25 protein-coding genes are annotated in these 25,028 nt (G+C 38.8%); 13 read left to right on the forward strand and 12 right to left on the reverse strand.

What is annotated here, in order from left to right; genetic code table 11:
* The first annotated feature begins 91 nt into the window (after positions 1-91).
* Entirely contained in the window at positions 92-550 is a 459-nt protein-coding gene (locus ACY650_RS11530; RefSeq protein ID WP_462247640.1) for a hypothetical protein, read from the forward strand.
* Positions 551-553: 3 nt separating this feature from the next.
* Here ACY650_RS11530 and ACY650_RS11535 read toward each other — a convergent pair whose 3' ends face one another.
* Entirely contained in the window at positions 554-2,710 is a 2,157-nt protein-coding gene (locus tag ACY650_RS11535; RefSeq protein ID WP_462247642.1) for a S9 family peptidase, read from the reverse strand.
* Between the two features lie 45 nt (positions 2,711-2,755).
* Positions 2,756-3,499 carry a hypothetical protein gene (locus tag ACY650_RS11540; RefSeq protein WP_462247643.1) on the reverse strand — a complete coding sequence of 248 codons (744 nt, stop codon included), beginning with the start codon at positions 3,497-3,499 and terminating at the stop codon, positions 2,756-2,758.
* 107 nt (positions 3,500-3,606) lie between these two features.
* On the opposite strand from ACY650_RS11540, the gene ACY650_RS11545 reads away from it, so the two are divergent.
* A complete protein-coding gene (locus tag ACY650_RS11545) occupies positions 3,607-4,287 on the forward strand; it encodes an alpha/beta fold hydrolase (RefSeq protein ID WP_462247645.1) in 681 nt (226 codons plus the stop codon).
* On the opposite strand, the gene ACY650_RS11550 is transcribed toward ACY650_RS11545, so the two are convergent.
* Entirely contained in the window at positions 4,288-5,040 is a 753-nt protein-coding gene (locus ACY650_RS11550) for an enoyl-CoA hydratase/isomerase family protein (RefSeq protein ID WP_462247646.1), read from the reverse strand. It abuts the gene before it with no gap.
* Between the two features lie 316 nt (positions 5,041-5,356).
* A complete protein-coding gene (locus ACY650_RS11555) occupies positions 5,357-5,635 on the reverse strand; it encodes a hypothetical protein (protein ID WP_462247647.1) in 279 nt (92 codons plus the stop codon).
* 260 nt (positions 5,636-5,895) lie between these two features.
* Here ACY650_RS11555 and ACY650_RS11560 point away from each other — a divergent pair, with 260 nt between their 5' ends.
* Genes ACY650_RS11560 through ACY650_RS11575 form a run of 4 tightly spaced genes read left to right on the forward strand, consistent with a single transcriptional unit; the run spans position 5,896 to position 8,539 of the window.
* Positions 5,896-6,435, forward strand: coding sequence for a hypothetical protein (locus tag ACY650_RS11560; protein ID WP_462247648.1), 540 nt, complete (start codon positions 5,896-5,898; stop codon positions 6,433-6,435).
* A gap of 4 nt (positions 6,436-6,439) precedes the next feature.
* The gene (locus ACY650_RS11565; protein WP_462247649.1) at positions 6,440-7,105 is read left to right on the forward strand and encodes a hypothetical protein; all 666 of its coding nucleotides are present in this window, start codon (positions 6,440-6,442) and stop codon (positions 7,103-7,105) included.
* The gene (locus tag ACY650_RS11570) at positions 7,075-7,860 is read left to right on the forward strand and encodes a sensor histidine kinase (RefSeq protein ID WP_462247651.1); all 786 of its coding nucleotides are present in this window, start codon (positions 7,075-7,077) and stop codon (positions 7,858-7,860) included. The genes ACY650_RS11565 and ACY650_RS11570 overlap by 31 nt, the downstream gene beginning before the upstream one ends.
* Before the next feature lies 1 nt (position 7,861).
* On the forward strand, positions 7,862-8,539 hold the full coding sequence (locus ACY650_RS11575) for a response regulator transcription factor (RefSeq protein WP_462247652.1): 678 nt from the start codon (positions 7,862-7,864) through the stop codon (positions 8,537-8,539).
* Here ACY650_RS11575 and paaZ read toward each other — a convergent pair whose 3' ends face one another.
* The 4 genes from paaZ to pcaF are packed head-to-tail and all read right to left on the reverse strand — an operon-like array spanning position 8,540 to position 13,087.
* The gene (gene paaZ / locus ACY650_RS11580) at positions 8,540-10,591 is read right to left on the reverse strand and encodes a phenylacetic acid degradation bifunctional protein PaaZ (protein ID WP_462247654.1); all 2,052 of its coding nucleotides are present in this window, start codon (positions 10,589-10,591) and stop codon (positions 8,540-8,542) included.
* Between the two features lie 51 nt (positions 10,592-10,642).
* Positions 10,643-11,260: a deoxynucleoside kinase gene (locus ACY650_RS11585; RefSeq protein WP_462254405.1), complete on the reverse strand. Its 618-nt coding sequence runs from the start codon at positions 11,258-11,260 to the stop codon at positions 10,643-10,645.
* A 27-nt stretch (positions 11,261-11,287) separates the two neighbouring features.
* The gene (locus ACY650_RS11590; protein WP_462247655.1) at positions 11,288-11,878 is read right to left on the reverse strand and encodes an acyltransferase; all 591 of its coding nucleotides are present in this window, start codon (positions 11,876-11,878) and stop codon (positions 11,288-11,290) included.
* Between the two features lie 3 nt (positions 11,879-11,881).
* Positions 11,882-13,087, reverse strand: a complete 1,206-nt coding sequence (gene pcaF, locus ACY650_RS11595) for a 3-oxoadipyl-CoA thiolase (protein WP_462247656.1) — start codon at positions 13,085-13,087, stop codon at positions 11,882-11,884.
* Positions 13,088-13,269: 182 nt separating this feature from the next.
* On the opposite strand from pcaF, the gene carB reads away from it, so the two are divergent.
* From carB to ACY650_RS11630, 7 genes are all read left to right on the forward strand, one after another.
* Complete coding sequence (carB, locus tag ACY650_RS11600; RefSeq protein WP_462247657.1) at positions 13,270-16,086, forward strand: carbamoyl-phosphate synthase large subunit; 2,817 nt, start codon at positions 13,270-13,272, stop codon at positions 16,084-16,086.
* A gap of 12 nt (positions 16,087-16,098) precedes the next feature.
* Complete coding sequence (locus ACY650_RS11605) at positions 16,099-16,338, forward strand: DUF4834 family protein (RefSeq protein ID WP_462247658.1); 240 nt, start codon at positions 16,099-16,101, stop codon at positions 16,336-16,338.
* Positions 16,339-16,436: 98 nt separating this feature from the next.
* On the forward strand, positions 16,437-17,276 hold the full coding sequence (gene accD, locus ACY650_RS11610) for an acetyl-CoA carboxylase, carboxyltransferase subunit beta (protein ID WP_462247659.1): 840 nt from the start codon (positions 16,437-16,439) through the stop codon (positions 17,274-17,276).
* 127 nt (positions 17,277-17,403) lie between these two features.
* Positions 17,404-18,699, forward strand: a complete 1,296-nt coding sequence (gene nqrF / locus ACY650_RS11615; RefSeq protein ID WP_462247661.1) for an NADH:ubiquinone reductase (Na(+)-transporting) subunit F — start codon at positions 17,404-17,406, stop codon at positions 18,697-18,699.
* A 159-nt stretch (positions 18,700-18,858) separates the two neighbouring features.
* Entirely contained in the window at positions 18,859-19,194 is a 336-nt protein-coding gene (locus tag ACY650_RS11620) for a hypothetical protein (RefSeq protein ID WP_462247663.1), read from the forward strand.
* 101 nt (positions 19,195-19,295) lie between these two features.
* Positions 19,296-19,640, forward strand: coding sequence for a C2 domain-containing protein (locus ACY650_RS11625; RefSeq protein WP_462247664.1), 345 nt, complete (start codon positions 19,296-19,298; stop codon positions 19,638-19,640).
* Between the two features lie 36 nt (positions 19,641-19,676).
* The gene (locus ACY650_RS11630) at positions 19,677-20,816 is read left to right on the forward strand and encodes a formimidoylglutamase (RefSeq protein ID WP_462247666.1); all 1,140 of its coding nucleotides are present in this window, start codon (positions 19,677-19,679) and stop codon (positions 20,814-20,816) included.
* Here the strand turns inward: ACY650_RS11630 and ACY650_RS11635 are convergent.
* The 4 genes from ACY650_RS11635 to ACY650_RS11650 form a co-directional block, all read right to left on the reverse strand.
* On the reverse strand, positions 20,813-21,001 hold the full coding sequence (locus ACY650_RS11635; RefSeq protein ID WP_462247668.1) for a PspC domain-containing protein: 189 nt from the start codon (positions 20,999-21,001) through the stop codon (positions 20,813-20,815). The two genes, ACY650_RS11630 and ACY650_RS11635, sit on opposite strands and share 4 nt — an antisense overlap.
* 365 nt (positions 21,002-21,366) lie before the next feature.
* The gene (locus ACY650_RS11640; protein ID WP_462247669.1) at positions 21,367-22,377 is read right to left on the reverse strand and encodes an ABC transporter ATP-binding protein; all 1,011 of its coding nucleotides are present in this window, start codon (positions 22,375-22,377) and stop codon (positions 21,367-21,369) included.
* Entirely contained in the window at positions 22,374-23,948 is a 1,575-nt protein-coding gene (locus tag ACY650_RS11645; RefSeq protein ID WP_462247670.1) for an ABC transporter permease, read from the reverse strand. Before ACY650_RS11645 ends, ACY650_RS11640 begins: the two co-directional genes overlap by 4 nt.
* A complete protein-coding gene (locus tag ACY650_RS11650) occupies positions 23,929-24,960 on the reverse strand; it encodes an extracellular solute-binding protein (RefSeq protein ID WP_462247672.1) in 1,032 nt (343 codons plus the stop codon). The genes ACY650_RS11645 and ACY650_RS11650 overlap by 20 nt, the downstream gene beginning before the upstream one ends.
* Positions 24,961-25,028 lie beyond the last annotated feature (68 nt).

Raw genomic sequence — 25,028 nt, forward strand, 5'->3', positions numbered from 1 at the left:
GGAGAAACCGTTCGCATTATTCTGGTAAAAAATCAATGTCTCTTTTTTAACATTTACAGAACCTTCTTGATCCTCTTGCGAATAATGGAACATGAAAAAAATTGTGTTTGCGTTTGCATTGTTGGCTGTGCTAACTGCAAAATCTCAGGTTGATGAAAAAGTATTGGCCGATACTGTGAAGTTTTTAACCGATGAAATCACCGCTCTGGAATCTCTCAATTATGAGCAAAAGTCGTATCGCCTCAATTTTGAAGATTGCAATCTTGAGTATGAAAGAAAGTTTTTAGGCGAGGAGGGGAAGTGGCTTATCTATGACTTCTGGTTGGCTGATATAGATGAAGAGAAAATGAGCCTGGACTTTGCTGAAGGAGGTTGGAGGATCACCCTCGTTTCACCAGGAAAGAAAATAGAGTTTGATTCCAACGATGGATCTGGATGGGTTTCAGAAATACATATTTACGGTAAAGATCAAGCGCCTCTCCTTGCGATAGGAAAGGCGCTTTATTTTGCTATCAAAAACTGTAAAAGATTGGATCGATTTAAGAACTAATTCTTACAGCTTTTCCATGATAAAATCTGTCATCATTTGGTAAAGGTGACCCCTTCGTCCCCTCAGGCTATGCGCTTTATCTGGATAATAGAATGAATCAAACTGCTTGCCTGCTTTGATTAATTCTTCCTGCAGGACCACCGAATTTTGGAAATGCACATTATCATCACCTGTGCCATGCACAAGCAAGAAATTACCTTTTAGTTTATTTGCGTGTGTATTTGGACTGTTGTCGTCATACCCGCTTGGGTTGTCTTGAGGGCGCTGCAAGTAGCGCTCGGTATAAATGGTGTCGTAGTATCTCCAAGTGGTTACAGGTGCAACCGCTATTGCAGTTTTAAATACATCGTTGCCTTTCAGAATACAAAGTGAAGACATGTAACCACCATAACTCCAACCCCATACTCCCATTCTACTTTCATCTATGTATGAATATCCACCTAGTGTTTTAGCCGCAGAGATCAGATCCTCCGTCTCATATTTACCAAGCTGTTTATATGTCGTCTTTTTGAAATCTTCGCCTCGATAACCTGTGCCTCTAGTATCAATGACTGCTACAATGTATCCATTCTGTGCAAGGTACTGATGCCAAACAAAGTGACCTCCCGCCCAACTATTTGATACATTTTGAGACCCCGGCCCACTGTACTGAAAGATTAGCAACGGATATTTCTTATTCTCATCGAAATCAGCAGGCTTGAGAAAGAACCCATTCAGTTGATCATCATTATCGTTGCTGATTTGGAAAAATTCCTTATCAACAAAGCCATAATCGCTAGTTTTTTTAGCTAGAGTTGCGTTGTCCTCCATTACTTTAACCAGCTCATTTCCTTTTGCTTGATATAATGATACGTTCAAAGGCGTAGTAGCTGATGAATGATAGCTCATGTAATAGCTACAATCGTCACTCATGTTTATTCTATACCTGCCTGCCTTGTTTGTGAGTTTCTTTTTCCCCTTTCCTGAAAAGGATACTGAATAGAGATGGGACTCAAGTGGGGAGTCTTCCGAACTGGCATAGTAAAGCGTCTTTTTCTTTTGGTCAATTCCAACAAGCGTGTGTGCTTCAAAATCACCTTTTGTAATTTGATTAACCAAGCTCCCATCAAGGTTGTATAAATAGAAGTGCTTATAACCACTTGTTTCGCTACTAAAAATGAATTGCTTGCCATTATCCAAGTAAGTCAGATCGTCACAAAAAGTAAAATCTATGTACGTATCACTTTTGTCTGTAAGTATAACTTTGGAGCTACCGTCTTTTGCATTCACATGCAAGATATCCAGTTGATTTTGGAGGCGATTTAGTCGCTGGACAGCAAGTAATTCAGGGTTCTTTGTCCAGTAAATTTTTGGTATGTAAATATCTGTATCGGCACCAATATCTGCTTTGGATTTTGATCCATTTGAAAGCTCGTAGGTGTATATCTCTACTACAGAATTCTCTTCTCCAGCCTTTGGGTACTTGTATCGATAATCTTCAGGATAGTTGGCACCATCTTTCCATAGTTGAAGATTGTATTCATTTATTCCAGACTCATCCATCCGGTAGTATGCAAGTCTTTTGCTGTCTGGCGACCATGCAAATGCCTGTGTCAAGTAAAGTTCCTCTTCGTATACCCAATCAGAACTTCCATTGATTACATAATTGAACTTTCCGTCATTAGTAACAGCTACTTCTTTGCTGGTTGCTATGTCAACGTAAAACAAATTGTTGTCCCTTGTAAATGCCACCTTAGAGTTGTCAGGTGAAAGAGTAGCGTACGATTGCCTTCCATCAGAAAGCTTGGTGGTAGATTTTTTTTCTCTGTTGTACAGGTAGAAAATGGCAGTGTATGATCTTCTATAAATCGATTGACGATCGGTCATGATTAAGACGATGGATTCATCATCATTGAAGCTATATGAAGAAATCTCAAGACCTAGGGTATTCCCATCTGCAATTGTTTCAACTTCTTCTCCTGTTCGTACACTGTACTTAATGATTTTATTGTCAGACAATGCACTGTAATATTGTCCATCATTCATCCAATTTAAACTGCGAACAGACTTTTGACTGAATGTACCATCAGTCGCATTGGATACTTCTATTCGACTTTGCGCAATTGCTGAGAGAGCTATGAGAAATGCAATTCCATAGCTCATGATATTTCTGAAATACATGAAAGTAAGGTTAATGGTTTAGCGAATAAAGGTATGTATTTATGATTATTCTTTTGCCGATTCTGCCGGAACTTCTTCTTCGTAAGTCCCGGTAGCTTTTCGATACATGATCCTTATTTCTTCTTCTGTAAAATCTGGAAATGCTTGACCAACTGCAACTACTGCTTGTTCCTCATTAGTTACTAAATCATCAACATATTCAATAATTAAATCTTCCTCGATTTGTTTTTTTGATGATGGTTTTAACTCAGCATTTACAATATCAAGGGAACTGGCTGCCTCTTGTGCTAGGAAGCTTAAGTCTTCGGAACGCTCCATCATTGCTCGGTAAAGCCTTCTGAAGTCATCATAATTTCTGTTCCAAATGATTTGGTAATCAATTGCGTCGGAGTTTGCGTCACCCGGGATCGATTGATAGCGAAAGCCTAGTTGGGTCATTATTCTCTCAATATGCTCTACTCTTTTAGCTTGCTGATAAACTTGATGTAAAGATTTATTCAGTTCGAAGCTTATGATATCTGTATCCTGAATACTGAAGGCATGTTGAATGACTTGATAGTTATATTGTGGTTCTATAAATCTCCAACCTGAGAAATCGATATATCTACCTTCATTATAAATTTCCCTCCATTTGGAAGCTTGGGTATTTGAATAACTAGCTCTACCAGGCATAACAACTCTAAAAAACTCTAATTCGTATTTAATGGCTGAGGTGATCTTTTCTTTTTCTTTTAATGTCTTTTCCTTAGCTGCATATTGTTGAATAAGAAAAGCGCAATAAACCCCCAAAGATTACGATTACTAGGTCTACGAGTACCCAAGCAAGTTTATTCTCTGAATTGAAAAGCTTTCGAAGAAACATAAATTTGGTTTTCGTAAAAATATAAATTTATCCAATGAAGCAATTAATCCTTATACATGGTGCGATTGGCGGTGCTGATCAGCTGGTACCATTGCAAGAACAACTTAAAGATGATTTTGAAATTCATCTTTTGGAATTTGCAGGACATGGAAGACTTGCGTCGGATACAGACGAATTTTCAATAGATAGTTTTAATTCCCAGCTGAATCACAAACTTGATGAGATTGGGGAGCCGTCCCATGTTTTCGGATACAGTATGGGTGGATTCATTGCCTTGTTAAATGCAGCCGATAATTCTGGTAAGATTAAATCTTTAGTCACACTAGGTACTAAGATGGAGTGGAGTTCTGAAATCGCTGGGCGAGAAGTCAAACAGCTAAATCCGGATGTAATAGAATCTAAAGTGCCAAAGTTTGCTCAAGCGCTTGAAAGAAGACACGGTGGTCACTGGAAAGAACTACTTTCAAAAACTGCTGATTTCATGTTGCAGTTGGGAGAAATTAGGCCTATGCAAGAAGCTGTTTTGGTGAATATCAAAATACCAGTCAAGTTGTGTTTGGCAGATCAGGATCATATGGTTTCGCAAGAAGAGACTTTACAGGTAGCGCAGTGGATAGCCAACTGTGATTTTGAACTGATACGAGATAGCAAGCACCCGATAGAACAAGTAGACTTGATGGTACTTGCAAGTACCATCAAGTCTTTCGCAGTCTAATTACTTGTTTTTAAACTTTTGAATGAAGTTTCTTGTAAAATCGGATAATACAAGTTTTCCACTGGTTTCTGCTCTTTCGGAAAGTAAATCATCCCAATGGTCCGTTCCTCTCCAAAAAACTTTTTTTAGCTCAGCCATGGCCTCCGGGTTGTAAGCAGCCAATTTTTTAGCTTGAGCTTCTACTGCAGCATCCAATTCTTCGGCGTCTTCGCACACTTTAGCAAATAGTCCATTTGCCTGTGCCCATTGAGGGTCGTAAAATTCATCTGGGTTGATTCCCATTTGAGACATTGCCGAAAGACCCATTTTTCTTTCAATCGCTGGTCCTACAACAAACGGACCGATGCCCAATGCAAGTTCACTAAGTTTTATGGCTGAATGCTTAGTTGCAAAGCAGTAATCTACAGATGCGGCAAGTCCTATGCCTCCACCTACTGACTTTCCTTGAAGTCGGCCAATGACGAACTTAGGAGCTTTCCGCATTGCATTTATCACATTGGCAAAGCCCATAAAGAATTCTTTTCCTCGCTCTGGGGTCTCGATAGCGATCAGTTCATCAAAGCTTGCTCCGGCGCAAAATGTTCGGTCACCTCCACTTTTAAGGACGATAACTTTAATTTCAGGATTTCCCCCAGCCTCCGTAATGGTTTCTGCCAGTTTCTTTAAAATCTCACCAGGCAACGAATTGCTTTGTTCGGTAAAGAACTCTACTGTACCGACTCCATTTTGTATATCTAGATTAACGTAGTTCATAGCTGCAAAAATAGGATTACTTCTGCTTGGAATAAAAAAAGAAAGCCCACCGTTTTGGTGAGCATTCCGTCATTAGAAAACCAACTAATATGAGATTGTTAAGAGCAAATTTTCGAAAAACGAACTTCCAATAAAAGGGGGTAAATACGCGAATTCGAAAACAGGTATTTTTATCCGTTTTTGGTAATAGTCAAAAAAAAGAAAGCCCCCCAAACGGAGAGCTATTCCCAACCAGCTACCCCTTCGGTCTTTACCGAAGAGTATTGAGTTACTTAGGTAGATGTAAGTCTTCCTAGGCTATGAGTATCTTTATTATTTATTGCGTTAAAACCCCTCCTTGTTCAAAATCTATTGTTTGCCCTTCAAGACATGCGTAGTGGAAAACACTGCCTTTTCGACGGATTTGCGCTCCAAATTGTTTGGTATTTCCCAAGCATGGATCTCCGCCCATGTAGCTATTAGTAATAGTCACAATACCGTTATTTTGATTGATGAGCTCTTGCAACTTAGATTTTACATCCATTGCCAACCCGTTGTGCTCATTCCCATTTTTTAAAGCCCCATATACGGCAAAATCTACTTTGATTCCAGACATAAGATTTTAAAACTTTTAATAATTCCTACTCTTAAGGATTTTCGGATTAACTCCATCGAATGGATTAGAAATTTTCCTAAATCGATAGTGTAAAGTTGAATCCTTATGAAGTTGCTTACTAGAGGAGAAATAACCCTTTTATGAAACAGGTAGAAATACCTGTTTTTTCATTTTGGCATGGAAAGAATTACTTGAATTTCACATGACTCTTTATTAATAGCCTCGATAATGATTAGAATTGTTACTTAAACTATTTAACTATGAAAAACCTACTAAGAGTATTATTGATCATGGCAATTATTTCTTGCCAAGAGACGCAGCAATCAGCTACAGAAGAGACAGCTGATGGACCACCATTTGTTATTCAAGATTCGACTTCTTCGATGTATGCCGTTTCCTTGGCTACAGCAGAGCAAAATGTACAGTATTATGACTCATTGTGTAAAGCATCATTGGGAATCGATCCAATTAGAGCTTTCACGATTAGATCTGTTGATTTAGTTGAGGTGATGGGAATGAAGATGAATGTGCTCAAGAAAGCAAAGTATCGTCATGTAAGGATTTATATGGGACTAGATGAATCTACTGGAGAGTTTAAAATTTATCTGACGCCAGTAAAAGGGGCAAAACTTAGTGCAGGAGTACCTGGTACAGATGTTATTCTAAATGGTCCATACTCTGGAGATGACGGAGATGACGGAGGTGATGGTGAGTTGGCTGATGGTGATGGACCATATGTCTTTGACTTTAGCAAACCTTGTCCAAATGCATGTGATCCAAACAGTCCACTAAATAATTAATAAAATGTTCGAAGCAATCGCCAAGTTCATTATTGATTATTCTGACATTCCGACGTTTCTTGTGGGCATCTACACATTGTATGTTTATAAGAAATTGCCTAAAGAGATGAAATATTTCTCATGGTTCGTCATTATATCTTTTTTGGTTCAGGTGATTGCTTCTCTTCTTTATCATAATGGGGAAAACAACATGCCTCTGCTGCATATTTATACCGTAGTGGGGTTTATATGTTTGGTTTTTTTCTACAATCAAATTTTTGATGGGCTAATCAAGCCAAAAATCCTTTGGATACTGGCAGGAGTTTTTGTGCTCTATTCAATAATTAATTCGATTTTCATTCAGGATATCTACACTTTTAATTCTTATGCACTCAGTGTTGAGGCGGTATTTATAATTATTTTATCCTTAACAACATTTGTCTTTCTAATGAACGATATAGTTAAGGAGAAAAGAATGGCGATTATTAAAAGCATTAGTTGGATAAATGCCGGATTATTCATTTACTATGCTTCGAGTCTGCTTGTTTTCTACTTTGGAAACATGATCATCAATTTTTCTAGAACACCACTTGTTCGCTATACATGGTTCATCTATGCATTATTTTCGATAATTATGTATTTCTGCTTTTTTATCGGACTATGGAATCGACCCAGGAAATCAGTTTCTTAAGTATCCTATTGCCACTAGTCTTAGTGGTATTTGTCATTGCTATTGGAGTTTTTCTCCTCAATCAGCATTTTCAAAAAAACCTCTTTCGCCAACAGTTAGAGCGTGAGGAATTGAGAAGTAAGCATCAAAAAGAGCTGTTACAATCCAATATGGAGGTGCAAGAGTCTGAAAGAAAACGAATAGCCAAAGATCTGCATGATGAATTGGGGGCAACCCTATCTATTGCCAAAATGCATTTGATGCGGCTGGAACAAATGCATCCATCCTTAGAATCCAAAGGACTTTCTATTGGCAACGTTCGTAACATAATTGAAACATCTATCGCTTCGGTACGCCAGATTAGCCATCATCTAATGCCTAATCAGTTAGAGGCATTCGGGTTGTTAAGATCATTGGAGAGCATGGTTGACCAAATTAATGATTCTAAGCAGGTGGAAATTGCACTCGACCTCCCTTCAAATTCTACTAAGCTTTCATGGGAAAAAGAGCTTGGATTGTATCGAATTTTTATGGAGCTCATCCAAAATACGATTAAACATTCAAAAGCTAAGGCTGTGGAGATTTGTTACTCAGAAAAAGGTGATCAAGTCATCGTTGACTATAAAGATGACGGGGTAGGCTTGCCAGAAGAAATGGTTCTTGGACTTGGGCTAAAAAGCATGGAGGCGAGGATCAAAGCAATCGGTGGTGCCATGGAATTTATTCGAGGTGAAGGTTTTAAAGCACAATTAGTATTACCAATAAAAGAAGAATAAAATGCCTGAATCAATAAAAATAGGGCTTGTAGAAGATCAATTCCTGTTCAGAGAGGGGATGAAAGCAATTCTTTCTTCATATGAGGAGTTTGAAGTGGTGTTTGAATCGGAAGATGGTTTTTCAGTGATGGACAAACTTTCCAGCAGCGAGGTTATTCCTGATGTGCTGTTGGTTGATCTTTCACTACCTAAAAATGGAGACGAAGATTTTGATGGAATTGCTGTAACCGATACAATTGTTGAGAACTATCCTCAAATTAAAATTTTGATTTTGTCGGTTCATGATGATGATGCTTTTATAGCAGAGCTAATCGAACGTGGCGCACATGGTTATTTGATTAAAGATTCTGATCCGAATGAGGTGACCGAAGCAATCAGAGCAGTACATTCTAAAGGATCATACATCAATCAGAAAACGCTTTTTGCAATTCAAAAAAAGATGAATCAAAAGCACAAGACAAGTACCAAAAAGAGTCAGGATGAGGCACTGACCAAAAGAGAGATAGACGTTCTAAGATTGGTTTGTCAACAAAAAACTACGGGAGAAATTGCTGAAGAACTTTTCATAAGCTCTAAAACGGTAGATGGACATAGAAACAACCTGCTACAAAAAACACATTCGAGAAATGTAGCAGGCCTTGTGCTTTATGCCATGAAAAAGGGATTGATAGAAGAGTAATTAACTCTGATCCTTCTTCTTGATCATTGTTAAGATTGTTGCGATTGCTACGGTCTCACCTGTTTCGTCATATACATCCACCAAGAACTTGACAATTCCTTTTGCGATATCATCCTTCTTTTCCTGATCTACTTTTTCCTTAACTGTGCATCGAACGCCTATGGTCATACCTGGATAAACAGGCTTGGTAAAGCGACATTCCTCTAGACCATAGTTTAAAAGAACTGGGCCTTTTTTGGCTTGAACAAATAGTCCTGCAGCAGCAGATAATACAAAATATCCGTGAGCTACTCGACCCTCAAAAGTGGTTCCCTCTAGAGAAGTCACATCCGTATGAGCATAGAAATGATCCCAGCTTACGTTAGCGAATGTTACAATATCGGATTCGGTTACCGTTCGTTTAGCTGTAATTACCGTATCGCCAATTTCAATTTCTTCGAAATACTTAGAGAATGGGTGTTTTTCAGTATCCTTATACTCTCCTCCATATTGATATTGTTGCGTGATTTCAGTTATTGTGGTTGGCGATCCTTGGATGGCAGTTCTTTGCAAATAGTGCATAACACCTCTTTTTCCACCCATTTCTTCACCACCTCCGGCGCGCCCAGGTCCACCGTGTGTAAGCATTGGCATTGGTGAGCCATGACCTGTTGATTCTTTTGCGCAGGCTTCATTCAATACAAGGATTCTGCCATGGTGCGTTGCCGCTCCAACAACATATTCGGTAGCCAATTTGTCGTCAGCTGTAGTAATAGACGAACAAAGGGAGCCTTTTCCTCTTTTAGAGATTTCTACTGCTTCGTCCATTGTTTTATATGGGAGTATAGTACTTACAGGTCCGAATGCTTCGATATTATGAACTTCATCAGTATCTAGCGGCTTTTGGTTAACAAATAAAAGCGGGGACATGAAAGCTCCCTTTTTCCAATCTGCTCCCAATGCTTCTCCAGTATTGTCAAGTGAACCATATACTAAATCAGAAGTCTTTGCCAATTCAGCAACTCTCTTTGTCACTTCTTCCAATTGTTCTTTGCCGGCAAGGGCACCCATTCTCACGCCATCTACACTTGGATCACCAATGGTGGTTTTCTCAAATGCTTTACCAAGTGCGATCTGAACATCTTCTACTAGTTTCTCTGGAACTATTATGCGACGCACGGCGGTACATTTTTGACCACACTTTACAGTGATTTCTTTACGTAACTCTTTGATGAACAAGTCAAATTCAGGTGTTCCTGGTACTGCGTCTTCTCCGAGTACAGCACAATTCAAAGAATCTGCTTCAAGATTAAATGGAACAGAATTCTCTACAATTTGAGGCAATGTTTTTAATTTCTTTCCTGTCTCGAAAGAACCTGTAAATGTTACAACATCCTGAGAATCTACATGATCAAGAATACCATTACCATACCCAGCAACTAATTGAAGAGCTCCTTCTGGAAGAATCCCTGAATCGATGATTTCTTTGACCATTGACTCAGTCAAATAGCAGGTCTGTTCGGCAGGCTTAACAATACAAGGCATTCCTGCGAGCCAGTTCACTGCAGCCTTTTCAAGCATACCCCAGATTGGGAAATTAAAGGCATTGATATGTACTGCAACTCCGTCTTTTGGTACCATAATGTGATGGCCAACAAATGTTCCTTCTTTAGATAAACCAACTGTATCACCGTCTACATGATAGGGAAGGTCTGGGAATTGTCTTCTTAAGCTAGCATTGGAGAAAATGTTTCCAATCCCACCTTCAATATCAATCCAGCTATCAATTCGTGTGGCACCAGTGGCTTTACTTACTTCATAGAACTTTTCTTTGTTTTCCAACAAATGAAATGCGAGCGCTTTCAGCATAAGACCACGTTCTTGAAAGGTCATCTTTCTCAAGGCAGCATTACCTACATTTCTAGCATGATCGTAGGCGTCTTTAAAATCTATTCCCTGTATAGTGTGTGAGGCCACAGGTTCGCCAGTGATTGCATGGTGAAGAATGTCTCCATCACCAGCGCCTTCCATCCATTGCCCTGCGATGTAATGTTTTATTTTGGGTATTGCCATGTGTGTTTATTCTTAATTCAAAGTAAAGTTAAATGAATTGTGAGTGCATATTCAGCTAAACAAACTATGCAGTTCTGTATCTATTTTAAAAACTATATCTGAGAAGTCTTCTGGATTTTTGACAAAGTCAATATCACTTACTTCGACTATCAATAATTTGCCGGCAGTATATCCATCAATCCACTTTTCATAGTGCTCATTGAGGCCTTTTAGGTATTCTATGCGAATGAGATTTTCATAATCCCTGCCACGCGTTTCGATATTTTTAACAAGTTTACTTATATCCGATTTTAAATATATCAGTAAATCCGGAGGCTTGACATACTCAATCATCGAAGCGAAAAGTGCTTGGTAGTTTTGATAGTCACGTTCTTTGAAAAACCCTTGCTTATACAGACTCTCGGTAAATATGTAAGCGTCTTCATAGATCGTTCGATCCTGAATAATAGTTTTATCTACTTTCTTCAACTTATTGATTTGCTCAAACCGGCTATTAAGAAAATAGACTTGAAGGTGAAAGGACCACTTATGCATATCACTGTAGAAGTCTTCGAGGTAGGGATTGTCTTCTACAGACTCAAACTCTGCTTGCCATCCATAATGCTTGGCCAGCATTTCTGTGAGGGTGGTTTTACCTGCTCCAATGTTACCAGAAACAGCGATGTGCATTTTATTTGATATCATGCTAAGGTGCAGTTATTTAGTTTCATTCCATGTTTTATATGCAGCCGATGCGACAGGTCTATCTGGCTCTACTTCTCTTAAAGGCTCGCATTCTCTCAGTGTATCGTAGCATTCTCTTGGAAGTTGTTGATAGAGTTTGGTTCCCTCGGTCTTCCAATGAATCATCTCATCACTTACTTCTTTAATTTTTTTAGCTGGATTGCCAACAATCAAGCTTCTTGCATCAAATTTAGAGTCTGACTTGATGAAGGCCAATGCGCCAACTATGCACTCATCTCCAATTTCTGAATTATCCATGACCACTGCATTCATCCCAACCAATACATTTCTACCAATATTGGCTCCATGTACAATTGCTCCGTGACCGATATGTGCACTTTCTTTCAAAGTGATTGTGATACCTGGAAACATATGGATGGTGCAATTTTCCTGAACATTACACCCGTCTTCGATGACTATCCTTCCCCAATCTCCACGAATGGCTGCACCTGGTCCTACATAGACATCTTTGCCAATTATTACATCCCCTGTCACTGCAGCAAGCGGATGTACAAATGCCGAAGGATGGATGACAGGTTTTAGATTGTTGAACTCGTAAATCATTGTTTAAGCTCTCTCAAGTATTACAGCATAACCTTGTCCAACTCCTATACACATGGTGCAAAGCGCGTATTTTTTATTTGATTCATGTAATTGCAATGCAGCAGAATAGGTAATCCTTGCTCCCGTCATTCCAAGTGGGTGTCCGATGGCAATTGCTCCACCATTTGGATTGATTCTTTCATCATCGTCTGCAAGACCGAGCGTGCGGGTGCAAGCCAAAGATTGAGCCGCAAAAGCTTCATTAATTTCGATAATGTCCATTTGGTCCAGTGTGAGTCCTGCTTTCTTCAAAGCTTTCTGAGAAGCTTCCACTGGTCCTATCCCCATGATTCTTGGCTCCACGCCGACAACACCAGATGAAATAATCCTTGCAAGAGGTTTGAGATTGTGGTTTTTAATTCCATCTTCTGAGCCTACTAAGACAGCAGCTGCTCCATCATTTAATCCTGATGAGTTTCCAGCTGTAACGGAACCATCTTTCTTAAAAGCAGCCCTCAATTTCGCCAATACTTCAGGTGATGAATTAGGTTTAACAAATTCGTCTGTATCAAAGATTATCGGATCTGCTTTTCTCTGAGGTATTTCAACTGCTACAATCTCCTTTGCTAGCCTTCCATTTTTTTGAGCTTCGGTGGCTTTCATTTGAGACCTGTAAGCAAAGGCATCTTGATCCTCTCTACTTATTTTATGAATTTCTACTAAGTTCTCAGCGGTCTGACCCATGCCATCGGTTCCATACAATTCTTCCATTTTCGGGTTAATGAATCTCCAGCCGAAACTTGAATCGTACATTTTGGCATCTGTACCAAAAGGCTTCGCCGACTTAGAAATTACCCATGGACCTCTAGTCATATTTTCAACGCCACCAGAAATAAATAAATCTCCGTCACCTGTTTTAATCGCTCTATTGGCATGGACTATTGCTGACATTCCTGAGGCGCACAACCTGTTGACTGTTTCTCCTGGAACAGAAAATGGTAATCCGGCAAGTAATAAAGACATTCGAGCAACATTTCTATTGTCCTCTCCTGCTTGATTGGCACAACCCATTATCACCTCATCTATGGCCGCAGGATCTAGATTTGAGTTACGAGCCATCAGCTCTCTTATTGCAATAGCACCTAGATCGTCCGTTCTTACTGCACCTAATGTTCCGCCAAAATTTCCGATAGGTGTTCTAATGCCATCTATGATGTATGATTCTTTCATTTTACTAGTCAGGGTTGTTGTTTAAAGCTCTTTTTTAGTATGCAAATATTCAGTCAATTCGCTAACCTACCAATTAACCACATTACTAATTAAGAAATTCCTTTGTGGCCCATGCTTCATACTTTAATTTTGCCGGAATTTGTTTTAACCTGATTAACTAAACAGGAACCACTTAGAATCCTATGCCTAAAAACCCAAACATCAAATCAATCTTAATAATCGGAAGCGGACCTATCATTATTGGACAAGCTTGCGAATTTGACTATTCAGGATCACAAGCTTCAAGATCTCTTAGAGAAGAGGGAATTGAAGTAACACTGATCAATTCGAACCCAGCGACCATCATGACTGATCCGGTCACGGCTGATAACATTTATTTGAAACCTCTTACCAAGCAATCGATACGAGAGATTTTGGAAGCACACCCTCAAATTGATGCGGTGCTGCCTACGATGGGAGGTCAAACGGCCTTGAACTTAGCAATCGATTGTGACAAAGCAGGGATTTGGGAAAAGTACAACGTTGAGATGATCGGTGTAAATATCGATGCAATCGAAACTACGGAAGATCGTGAGAAATTCCGCCATAAAATGATTGAGCTGGGGGTAGGAGTATGTAAAGGTCAAACAGCTACATCATTTCTAAAAGGTAAGGAGATCGCTCAAGAAATAGGATTCCCATTAGTTATCAGACCATCTTATACTTTAGGTGGATATGGAGGAGGTTTTGTTAATTCTCCGGAGGAATTTGATACTGCATTGAATGCCGGGTTACAGGCATCTCCGATTCATGAGGTATTAGTTGAGCAAAGCATTTTGGGTTGGAAAGAATACGAGCTAGAGCTTCTGAGAGATAATCTTGGTAACATCATCATTATTTGTTCGATCGAGAATTTTGATCCAATGGGTGTTCACACAGGTGATTCAATAACTGTTGCCCCTGCAATGACACTTTCTGATACAGTATATCAGAGAATGAGAGATATGGCCAAATTGATGATGAATGGGATTGGCCATTTTGCTGGAGGGTGTAATGTGCAGTTTTCGGTTAATCCAGAAACCGAAGATATTATAGGTATTGAAATTAATCCTAGAGTTTCAAGGTCATCTGCGCTGGCATCAAAGGCAACTGGATATCCTATTGCCAAGATCGCAGCAAAACTTGCAATAGGATACAACCTTGACGAACTAAAAAATCAAATTACTAAGACCACATCAGCATTCTTTGAGCCAGCTATTGATTACACAATAGTCAAAGTTCCGAGATGGAACTTTGATAAGTTTAAAGGTTCTGATAGAAAACTTGGTTTACAGATGAAGTCTGTAGGTGAGGCAATGGGGATAGGGAGAAACTTCCAAGAGGCACTTCAAAAGGCATGTCAATCACTTGAAATTAAAAGAAATGGTTTGGGTGCAGACGGAAGAGAGCTGAAAGATCAGGAGGCGATCTTAAAAAGCCTTGAACACCCAAGCTGGAATCGCTTGTTCCATATTTATGATGCATTCAAGCTGGGCATTCCATTTAAGACCATTCACAAGCTATCTAAAATTGATCCATGGTTTTTAAATCAGATCGAGGAATTGATAACGCTTGAAAAAGAAATTGAAAAGCATTCCATTGATGATATTCCAAAGGAGCTGTTAATGGAAGGCAAGAAAAAAGGGTATGCTGATCGTCAGATTGCGCATTTGTTGAGATGCCTTGAAAGCGAAGTTTATAAGAAAAGAAATGAGCTAGGCATCAAGCGTGTTTATAAGCTGGTTGATACCTGTGCGGCTGAGTTTGAAGCACAGACACCTTACTACTACTCTACATTTGAGGAAGAAAACGAATCTCATGTCTCGGACAAGAAAAAAATCATTGTTTTAGGATCAGGTCCGAATAGAATTGGGCAAGGTATAGAGTTTGATTACTCGTGTGTTCATGGTGTATTGGCTGCAAAGGAGTGTGGTTATGAAACGATCATGATCAACTGCAACCCGGAGACAGTATCTACCGATTTTGATGTAGCAGACAAGCTTTACTTTGAGCCGGTTTTCTGGGAACATATTTACGACATCATCCTTCATGAAAAGCCAGAAGGTGTGATTGTTCAGCTTGGCGGTCAGACAGCCTTAAAGCTTGCAGAGAAATTAGAGCGCTACGGTATCAAGATCATAGGAACAAGTTTTGAAGCTTTGGACCTTGCAGAAGCCCGTGGAAGATTCTCTGATCTTTTAAAAGAACAAGAAATTCCATATCCACTTTATGGAACAATCGAAAATGCTGAAGATGCAGTAGAACTTTCCAAAGAACTTGGATTCCCGCTACTAGTTCGTCCGAGTTATGTGCTTGGAGGACAAAGTATGAAGATTGTGATTAATGAGACAGAGCTAGAGCAACATGTCGTTGATATATTGAAAGACAAACCAGACGGGGAAATTCTATTGGATCATTTCCTCGAAGGTGCTATTGAAGCGGAAGCCGATGCAATATGTGATGGAGAGAATGTTTACATAATAGGAATCATGCAGCATATAGAGCCTGCGGGTATCCACTCAGGCGATTCCTACGCTGTATTACCTCCTTACAATCTTGGTGATTTTGTTATTAGACAAATTGAAGACTACACGAAGAAAATTGCAATTGCTCTTCGCACGGTTGGACTAATAAATATTCAATTTGCTGTAAAAGATGATAAGGTTTACATCATTGAAGCTAACCCAAGAGCATCTCGTACTGTGCCATTTATTTGTAAAGCTTACCGTGAACCATATGTAAACTATGCAACGAAAGTGATGCTTGGTGAGAAAAAAGTTACAGACTTTGATTTCAAGCCATATAAGCATGGTTACGCAATTAAAGAGCCGGTATTCTCATTCCATAAGTTTCCGAATGTTAATAAGGAGTTAGGACCAGAGATGAAATCTACTGGAGAGGCTATCTATTTTATTGATGACCTGATGGATGATTATTTCATGGAAATCTATGCAGAAAGAAACCGTTTCTTGAGCCGATAGGTTTAATAGGATATGCTACTAAAAATCATCATCGTACTTGTTCTTATTGGTTATGTTTTCAATAAGGTTACTTCATTTCTTTTCAAAAGAAATGCCCGTAGATATGCAGGAGGGAATCAGTACAATCAATCTAGAACAACAAGGAAAGCTGCTGGTAACGACCTTAATATCGACAACGTTCCTAACCGAAGTTCTAGAAAGAATGGTGGTTTTAGCGGTGGTGAGTACGTAGACTATGAAGAAATAAACTAATTATTTGTAAAGTTTAGAGTAAAGTTAAAGCCGATAAAATCAGTCATTGATTTGCCAATTATCATTTAGCTTTGCTCGTTCACTGAGAAAGAATTCGAATGGCGTGGTTTAAGCGACAAGACAAAGGAATACTTACTAAGACAGAGGATAAGAAGGAAGTGCCAGATGGCCTCTGGTATAAAACTCCAAGTGGTTCTATTATTCACATGCGAGAGTTGAAAAACAACTCATATGTATGTCCAGATGATGATTACCATGTTAGGATTGGTTCAAAAGAGTATTTCGAAATATTATTTGATAATAATAAATTCAAGGAGTTGGATGAAGACCTGATATCAGGTGATCCGCTCAAGTTTCAAGACACCAAAAAATACCCTGATCGAATCAGTGCGACACAAAAGAAAACGGATCTGAAAGATGCTGTTCGAAGTGCCACTGGTAAAATGAACGGGATAGATATCGTAGTTGCATGTATGGATTTCTCATTTATTGGAGGTTCGATGGGATCTGTTGTAGGAGAAAAGATTGCAAGAGCTATTGACTATTCATTAAAAAAGAAGATTCCTTTCTTGATGATTTCAAAATCAGGAGGGGCACGTATGATGGAAGCGGGGTACTCGCTAATGCAAATGGCTAAGACCTCTGCTAAACTTGCTCTATTATCTGAAGCTAAAATCCCTTACATATCATTGCTAACAGATCCTACCACTGGTGGTGTTACTGCTTCTTATGCAATGCTGGGAGATTTTAATATTTCAGAGCCTGAGGCATTAATTGGCTTTGCTGGGCCCAGAGTAATCCGAGAAACAATAGGAAAGGATTTGCCAAAAGGTTTCCAAAGTGCAGAGTTTGTTTTGGATCATGGTTTCCTAGATTTTATTGTTGATAGAAGACAACTAAAATCAAGGCTTACCATGTTGTTAAAAATGTTGGATTGAGACAACATTTTAAGTGTTCTAAGTGTTAGAAAATTAAGAACTAAAAAAGGTTCTATTTATCAGTGAATATGGTACTCTAGATAAGCTATATTTGCCCCGATTTTTAAAATAAAAAGATTTTAGACATATGTCTTCAATTGTTGTTACTTCAATCATTGCCTTCACAGTACTAATCCTATTGTTAGTGTTAGTTCTGTTGATCGCTCAGTCAAAATTGGTTCAATCAGGACCTGTGCAAATCGTTGTCAATGGTGATGCGGATAATCCAATGGAAACCGCTGCTGGTTCAACGCTATTGTCTACACTTTCACAGAAAAGTGTGTTTTTGCCTTCTGCATGTGGAGGTGGAGGTACCTGTGCCATGTGTAAGTGTAAAGTTGTAGAAGGTGGAGGAGATGTTCTGCCAACCGAGGTTGGTCACCTGAGTAGAACTGAGCAAAAAGAAAACGTTCGATTGGCGTGTCAGGTGAAAGTTAAAAATGACATGAAAATTGAGATTCCTGAAGAGATATTCGGAATCAAGAAATGGGAAGCTACAGTAGTTAGAAACTGGAACGTAGCTTCGTTTATTAAAGAATTTGTTGTTGAGATACCTGAAGATATGGACTACGAGGCTGGAGGATACATCCAGATTGAGGTTCCAAAATGTGAAGTTGATTTCAAGGACATGGATATTACAGCTCACCCAGAAGAGCACGATGATCCTAATAAATTCCAAATGGAGTGGGATAAGTTTGGTCTTTGGGATCTCAAAATGAAAAATGATGAGACCATTGAGCGTGCTTACTCTATGGCTTCTTACCCAGCTGAAGGTCGTGAGATTATGCTAAACGTTCGTATAGCTACTCCACCATGGGATAGAGCTAAGAATGGCTGGATGAGTGTAAATCCAGGTATTGCTTCATCTTACATTTTCGGATTGAAGAAAGGTGATAAAGTAACAATTTCTGGTCCTTATGGTGAATTCTTTATTAACCCATCGGAAGCAGAAATGCTATATGTTGGTGGTGGTGCAGGAATGGCTCCAATGAGATCACACCTTTACCACTTATTCAAAACACTAAAAACTGGTAGAAAAGTAAGCTATTGGTATGGTGGTCGATCTAAGCGTGAGTTATTTTATTTGGACCACTTCCTGGATTTAGAAAAGCACTTCCCGAATTTTACTTTCCATGTGGTTCTTTCGGAGCCTCTTGAAGAAGATAACTGGAATGCAAAAAATAGCATGGAAGATGAAGGTGACGGATTTACTGGCTTTGTTCACCAAGCGGTGATTGATCATTACTTGAGCAAGCACGATAATCCCGAAGAGATTGAACTTTACTTCTGCGGCCCTCCTTTGATGAATCAAGCTGTTCAAAAAATGGGAGAGGACTTTGGTATACCAGATGAGAATATCCGATTCGATGATTTCGGTGGATAACGATCTCTTAAAATGAAATTAAAAAAGCCTTGCATATCGCAAGGCTTTTTTTGTTTGAATGAGAGTAAGCGATTTTACTAGCTTAATTTCAGTAAATCACGCCTTACCTAAATAGCATCGAATTTTCAACTTTGTATCACACTTAAACACATAATAGAAATGGTACAATTTGTTTTAATTCTTGCTTTAACTTTTTGTGGAATACACACAAGTGATTCCTCTTCTACCACCACAATTACGCCAAGTATTGAGTTTTCAAAACCAGCGACCGAATTTGAAAGCGGTCAGCCAGTTTATCCAAAGGGTACCGAAGCCGTATTAAAAAATTTGAGTGCTAAAACGGCCCGCGTTGTTATTAATGATGAAGTTGATCAAGTTCTTGACTCTGACCAAGTTGAGGTGTCTAAGCTTGTGAAACTTTCTGAAGGTACCTACACAGTGATAATTGAATCACCGAATGGTACAAAAAATACGTTTGGATTTACCATCAAATAAGAAACCAGCAAATTTTTAAAACCCTGCATTTATGTAGGGTTTTTTTATGCGTTAAAAAAATTTATGCATTAACTTGATGTTTAGATATTACCACCAAACCAATGCCGCAAATTAAAATTCATGCAGTAATCTGCAATGTCCCTGATGAATCAGATAAAGACGAGATCTATTTAAAAATTGAAGACAAAAAGGTGTGGCCCCAAAAATCTAAGTTTTCTAAGATCGGAGTAGATGAGGCGCTTAATGTTGATGTAGAGGGAAATTTTCAGGGAGATTGGCTTGCACTCGAGTTATGGGACTTTGATTACACTAGTAAGAATGATCACCTGGGAACGTTCCACCTGGACTTGAATCAAGATCCTGGTCACTATGGTGAGATACTCACTAACAATATGGAAGTATCTGAACATGCAGACTACATGCTCAATTGGGAAATCATAAAGTAGGGTAGAGTTTTTCATACGGCTGCTTATCTTAGCTTCATGGACTTAAAACTCTTTTTTGACCCAACAGAAGTAGATGTAGATCAATCACCCGCTTCTTTCCAATCTTCTATTTATATCAATAAGCATAAGATGCCGGATCATGAAGGCATGGATATCGCATTGATTGGAATGTGCGAGTTTAGAGGTGGAGATGTGAATTCAAATAATAAATCTGCTGATGAGGTTCGAAAGCAGATGTATAAGTTAAAAAAAGGCTATGGAGATTATGGAATAATCGATTTGGGCAACTTTCGTAATGGACCCAAATTGGAAGACACATACTTGCGCCTGAAAGAGGTTTGCAGTTACCTAATGGAAAAGAACATTTTACCTATACTCTTTGGTGGGAGTCATGATTTAGACTTAGGTCAATATTATGCCTACGAGGGTTCTGATAAATTGGTCTCAGTATTGAATATTGATAATGAAATAGATTTAGAAGAAGATCAAAATCCGGCTAAAGAGCATATTGGTAAAGTATTTAAGCACAATCCAAACTATCTTTTTGGATACTATCATTTGGCTTATCAAAGCTATTTGACCAATCAAAAATCCATTGAGCTTTTAGAGAAACTTTCCTTTGAGGCCGTTCGTTTAGGCGTGGTTAAAGAAAACATTAAAGATATCGAGCCAATTGTTAGAGATGCGGATATGATGTCATTTGATCTAAGTGCATTACAAGCTTTTTATGCTCCGGGAGCACAAAATTCAAAAGTTTACGGCTTAACCGGTGAGGAAGCATGTCAGCTATCATGGTATGCTGGACAAAACGAAAAGATGAGCTCAGTAGGCTTGTATAATTATGATGCCAATAAAGACTCAGAGGATCGTAAAACAGCTTTTGTAATGGCTACAATGATTTGGTACTTTATAGAAGGCTACTATCATAGGAAGGGAGATAAGAACTTCAAATCTAATGATTACCTCATGTATGAAGTTCACCTTGGAGGAGAGCCTGAAACCATTAGATTTTATAAAAGTAAATTGTCAGAACGCTGGTGGATGGAAGTTCCCAACCCTGATGCGGATGGTTTATTCAATCGAAATAGTATGGTAGCCTGCAACTATAGCGACTATGATATGGCTCTCAAGGGAGAACTACCAGATCGTTGGATGAATTTTTATAACAGGTCCTAGTATTTCGGCGGTATGACAATCCAGAGAATAAGGTATACCAGCAGTCCAGGAAAGGCTGCACTCACTACTGAAAGTACAATGTAGGCGATTCTTACCAGTGTTGGATCCCAACCAAGATATTCTGCAATTCCTGCGCATACGCCACCAAGCATTCGATCATTTGATCTAAAAAGTCTATTTGTCATTTCCATACTTCTTTAGTTTAAAGATGATATTTTTTTAGGAATATTTTTGAAATTGATAGATCCAATTTTGTCTATAAAGGTTTTGGGAGATTTTGCGTCCGCGGCAGGTATTGTGGTCGGTTCACTCAATAAGTCAGCTGAGTATAGTGACTTGGCGTTGAGTGTAAGCAGACACGCAAGGAGTATACCCAACAAGATGAGTAGGGTACGGCTTAGTTTGATATTTGTTCGGTTGGTCGCCATTTGATGTATTTAAATACAAAGGGCGTGCCATACTTTATAAGTAATTGTAAATCAAATAGTTAAATAAAAGTATTTGTTCGTTTTTGTACAGATATGAACATCCGTAAAGAAAAAGACGAACACTATTCGAAGATCTGAATATCGTTTTCGGGTACCCTGAGATATATTTTATCTCCAACTTCAATTGAGCACCTTTCTGTTTCTAACGAGATAAACTCTGAAGAGTTTTCGTTACCGATTTTTAGTACATCATGAGGCCCCTTAAACTCTTTTTTCACAACACGGCCACTAAGATTATAGTCCTCTGAATTGGTGATTTCAATTTTCTCAGGTCTTACAAAAAGTTGTAAAGTATCATTCCGATTATTTTCTAATTTCAGAGAGCCAAAATCTGTACTAACCATATTGGCGGAGACATTCTTTCCTTTGAATATTACACTGGCACCAAATAGATCAGAAACATATGGAGAGATTGGATTTTGATATACCTCGGATGGCTTCCCATATTGTTGAATTTCCCCTTTTTTCATTACGACAAGCTTGTCAGAAATTAGAAAAGCATCTGTTGCCTGATGACTGACTAAAATCGTCGTAATACCCAATGACTTAAGTAAATCAAATATTTCTTCTCTGATCTTGGCTTTTAGCAATTCATCAAGACTGCTAAAAGGCTCATCTAAGATGAGTATTCGAGGATTTATAGCAAGTGCTCTGGCGATGGCCACTCGTTGTTGTTGACCGCCAGAAAGCTCATGAGGATATCTATTAGTAAGTCCATCTAATCCTGTTTTACTTATAAGCTCTCCTAGACGATCGGGATTCCTTTCTTTTTTCCCAATAGCGTACAAGATATTCTCTTTTACAGAGAGGTGCGGGAATAATGATAGATTTTGAAATACGAACCCAAAATTGCGATGCTCAGGTTTCCAATTAGTGATATCTTCTCCGTCTAGCGAAATACTGCCGCTATCTGGTGTTTCGAGACCTGAGATTATTCTAAGCAGTGTACTCTTGCCACAGCCACTCTCACCAGTCAAAGAAAGAATTTCGCCAGACTGGATTTCTATTGACACATCTTTTAATACTTCTGTGTTTCCGAATCTCTTGCTTATATGGTTAACATTCAACTTCACTTCCTATGCAATATTTGATTTAAATAATATACTGGAAAAGCACTTGCAAAAATAATAAGCAGACTAGATGATGCGGCCCTAGGCGCCATTTCATCTTTTGCATATTGAAACGCATTTGTCGCCAAAGTTTCATAATTGAAAGGTCTAAGGATGAGTGTAAGAGGCAGTTCCTTAGCGACATCAACAAAAACCATTATTAAAGAACCAATCAATACTGGCTTTAATATTGGAATATGAATTTTTATCAGGTTTCTAAATGTATCGCTCCCTAAAGATCGAGCCGCGTCATCTATTTGAGGGGATATCTTATCAAATCCGGACTCAATTGATCCATAGCCGACGGCAAAGAATCTAACGGTATATCCAAATATGAGCGCTGCAATACCTGAGTAAATTAGATTAGGATTAATCAAAAGAACCATGGCTACTACTCCGATTGCAATAACGGCACCTGGCATTGCGTAGCCTAACATTGGAAGCTTAGCTATTCCCCTTTTAAGCCCATTACTTTTCGAGAGTCTAAATGTGTAGACTAAAATGATTGATAAAATGACAATAAATAGACTTGATAAAGCACCGAGAATAGCAGTATTGCCAGCCAATCTGATTAAGTGTAGCCATACATCATGAGAATAGGCAAGGTAAAACCACCATAAGAGCTGACAGACCGGAATAATAAATCCGAATAGAAAAGGAAGAAAGCAAATAAGAAAAATCAACCATTTTCTTTTTGGAATTGATCGTGCGAATACAGCATCTGGTTTATCATTAGATACTTTTTTCTTTTGGCTAAAGCGAAATTCTAGGGCAAGTAGGATGACCACAAATGTGAGCACGATCATGGAAAGAAAAATCGCGGTTGAAAGATCACCCAATGCTAACCAAGATCTAAATATTCCAACAGTAAATGTTGGAATACCATAGTATGATACCACTCCATAATCATTAAGAACCTCCATTATTACAAGAATTAACCCTGCAAAAATTGCTGGCCATGCAAGAGGAAACACTACCCTGCTAAAGGTCTTGAACATTGACTGTCCAAGGGAGCGTGATACCTCTATGAGAGATCCCGATTGAAGTAAAAATGCAGATCTGGAGGTGATGTAGACATATGGATACAAAACCAAACTCATGACCATTATGGCACCTGTATGATTCATGATATCTAAGTAGATATCAAGATCAATCCATCGAAAGAAAATTCGAATTGGCCCGGCATAGTCCGTTAAGCCAACATAAGCAATCGCATTGATAAATGTTGGGATAGAAAGAGGTAAAATCAACACCCATTCGAATACTTTTCTAAAAGGAAATTCATAGACAGTAACAAACCATGCAGTTGATACTCCAAGTATGAGAGTTACGAATGACGTTCCTAAAACAAGTATTGCTGTATTGCTTAGATAAAGAGGTAGAAGGTTGCTCGATATATGACCAATATTGTCAGTTTCGAGCATAAATGAACGACTCGCAACCAAAACAATGGGCAATAAGATTATTACCAAGATTGCTAGGGCAGCGAGTCGCCAGGATAGATGGTTTGGAATCTTAATTCCAGCCAGCTTCATCAAATACCTTTATTGCCGTTTCCAATAGCTCTGGATTTGTGGCATAGTCTAAGTTATCGATTTTGAAATCTCCCCATGCTGCTACTGTGGAGTCCGGTGCAACGTCCTTGTGTACAGGATACTCATAAGAGTTAGCTGCATAGAACTTCTGCATGTCTTCACTTGTCATGAATTCAATAAACTTAATAGCGTTTGCTTTGTTAGGAGCATATTTGGTCACACCAATTCCACTGATGTTAATATGGCCGCCTCTTCCATCTTGATTTGGGAAGAAGATCCCAACACTTTGGCCAGCTTTTACTTCTTCAGGGTTGTCAGAATTGAGTAATAATCCAACATAATAGGTGTTAACTACAGCAATGTCACCAATTCCAGAGGCCATCGCTTTGATTTGATCACGATCCCCTCCTTTAGGCTCTCGAGCCATATTGGCAACAATTCCTTTTGCCCATTCACTAGCTGCTTCTTCTCCATTTTCATAGATGATTGACGATAGAAGAGACTGGTTATAGGAGCTGCTTGAAGAACGAATAACTATTCGATCATTCCACTTTTCATCCGCCAAATCTTCATAAGTAGATAGTTCGGAAACATCTACATCTGCTTTATCATAAGCAATAACTCTAGCTCGATATGTCATTGCATACCAAGTTTTATCAGGATCTATAAAACCGTCTTTATTGTTTGTTTCTGCATCGGCAGACTGAAGTAGGTCAAGAGATTTAGCTCTATTAAGTTTTGCAGCATCAACGGTGATCAATACATCTGCAGGAGAGTTTTCTCCTTCTAATTGTAGACGACTTATCAATTCATCTGCTCCGGCTTTTACAAGATTGATTTTAATTCCAGTCTCTTTCTCAAATCTCTCGAATGCTACCTTGTCCGAATCATAATGTCTGTGAGAATATACATTTAATACCTTTTCATCTGCAGATGAATCTTGTTCTTGACTTTCTTTTGGCCCTGAACAAGCGATAGTGAATGTGAGTAATAATAATATTATATATCGCATAGTGTTTTTTTGGCAAATGTAATTGTTTAGAATCAATCTAAATAAAGTTTTTTGACACAAAAAAAGGT

The organism is Ekhidna sp. (assembly GCF_963691765.1).
Lineage (GTDB): Bacteria > Bacteroidota > Bacteroidia > Cytophagales > Cyclobacteriaceae > Ekhidna.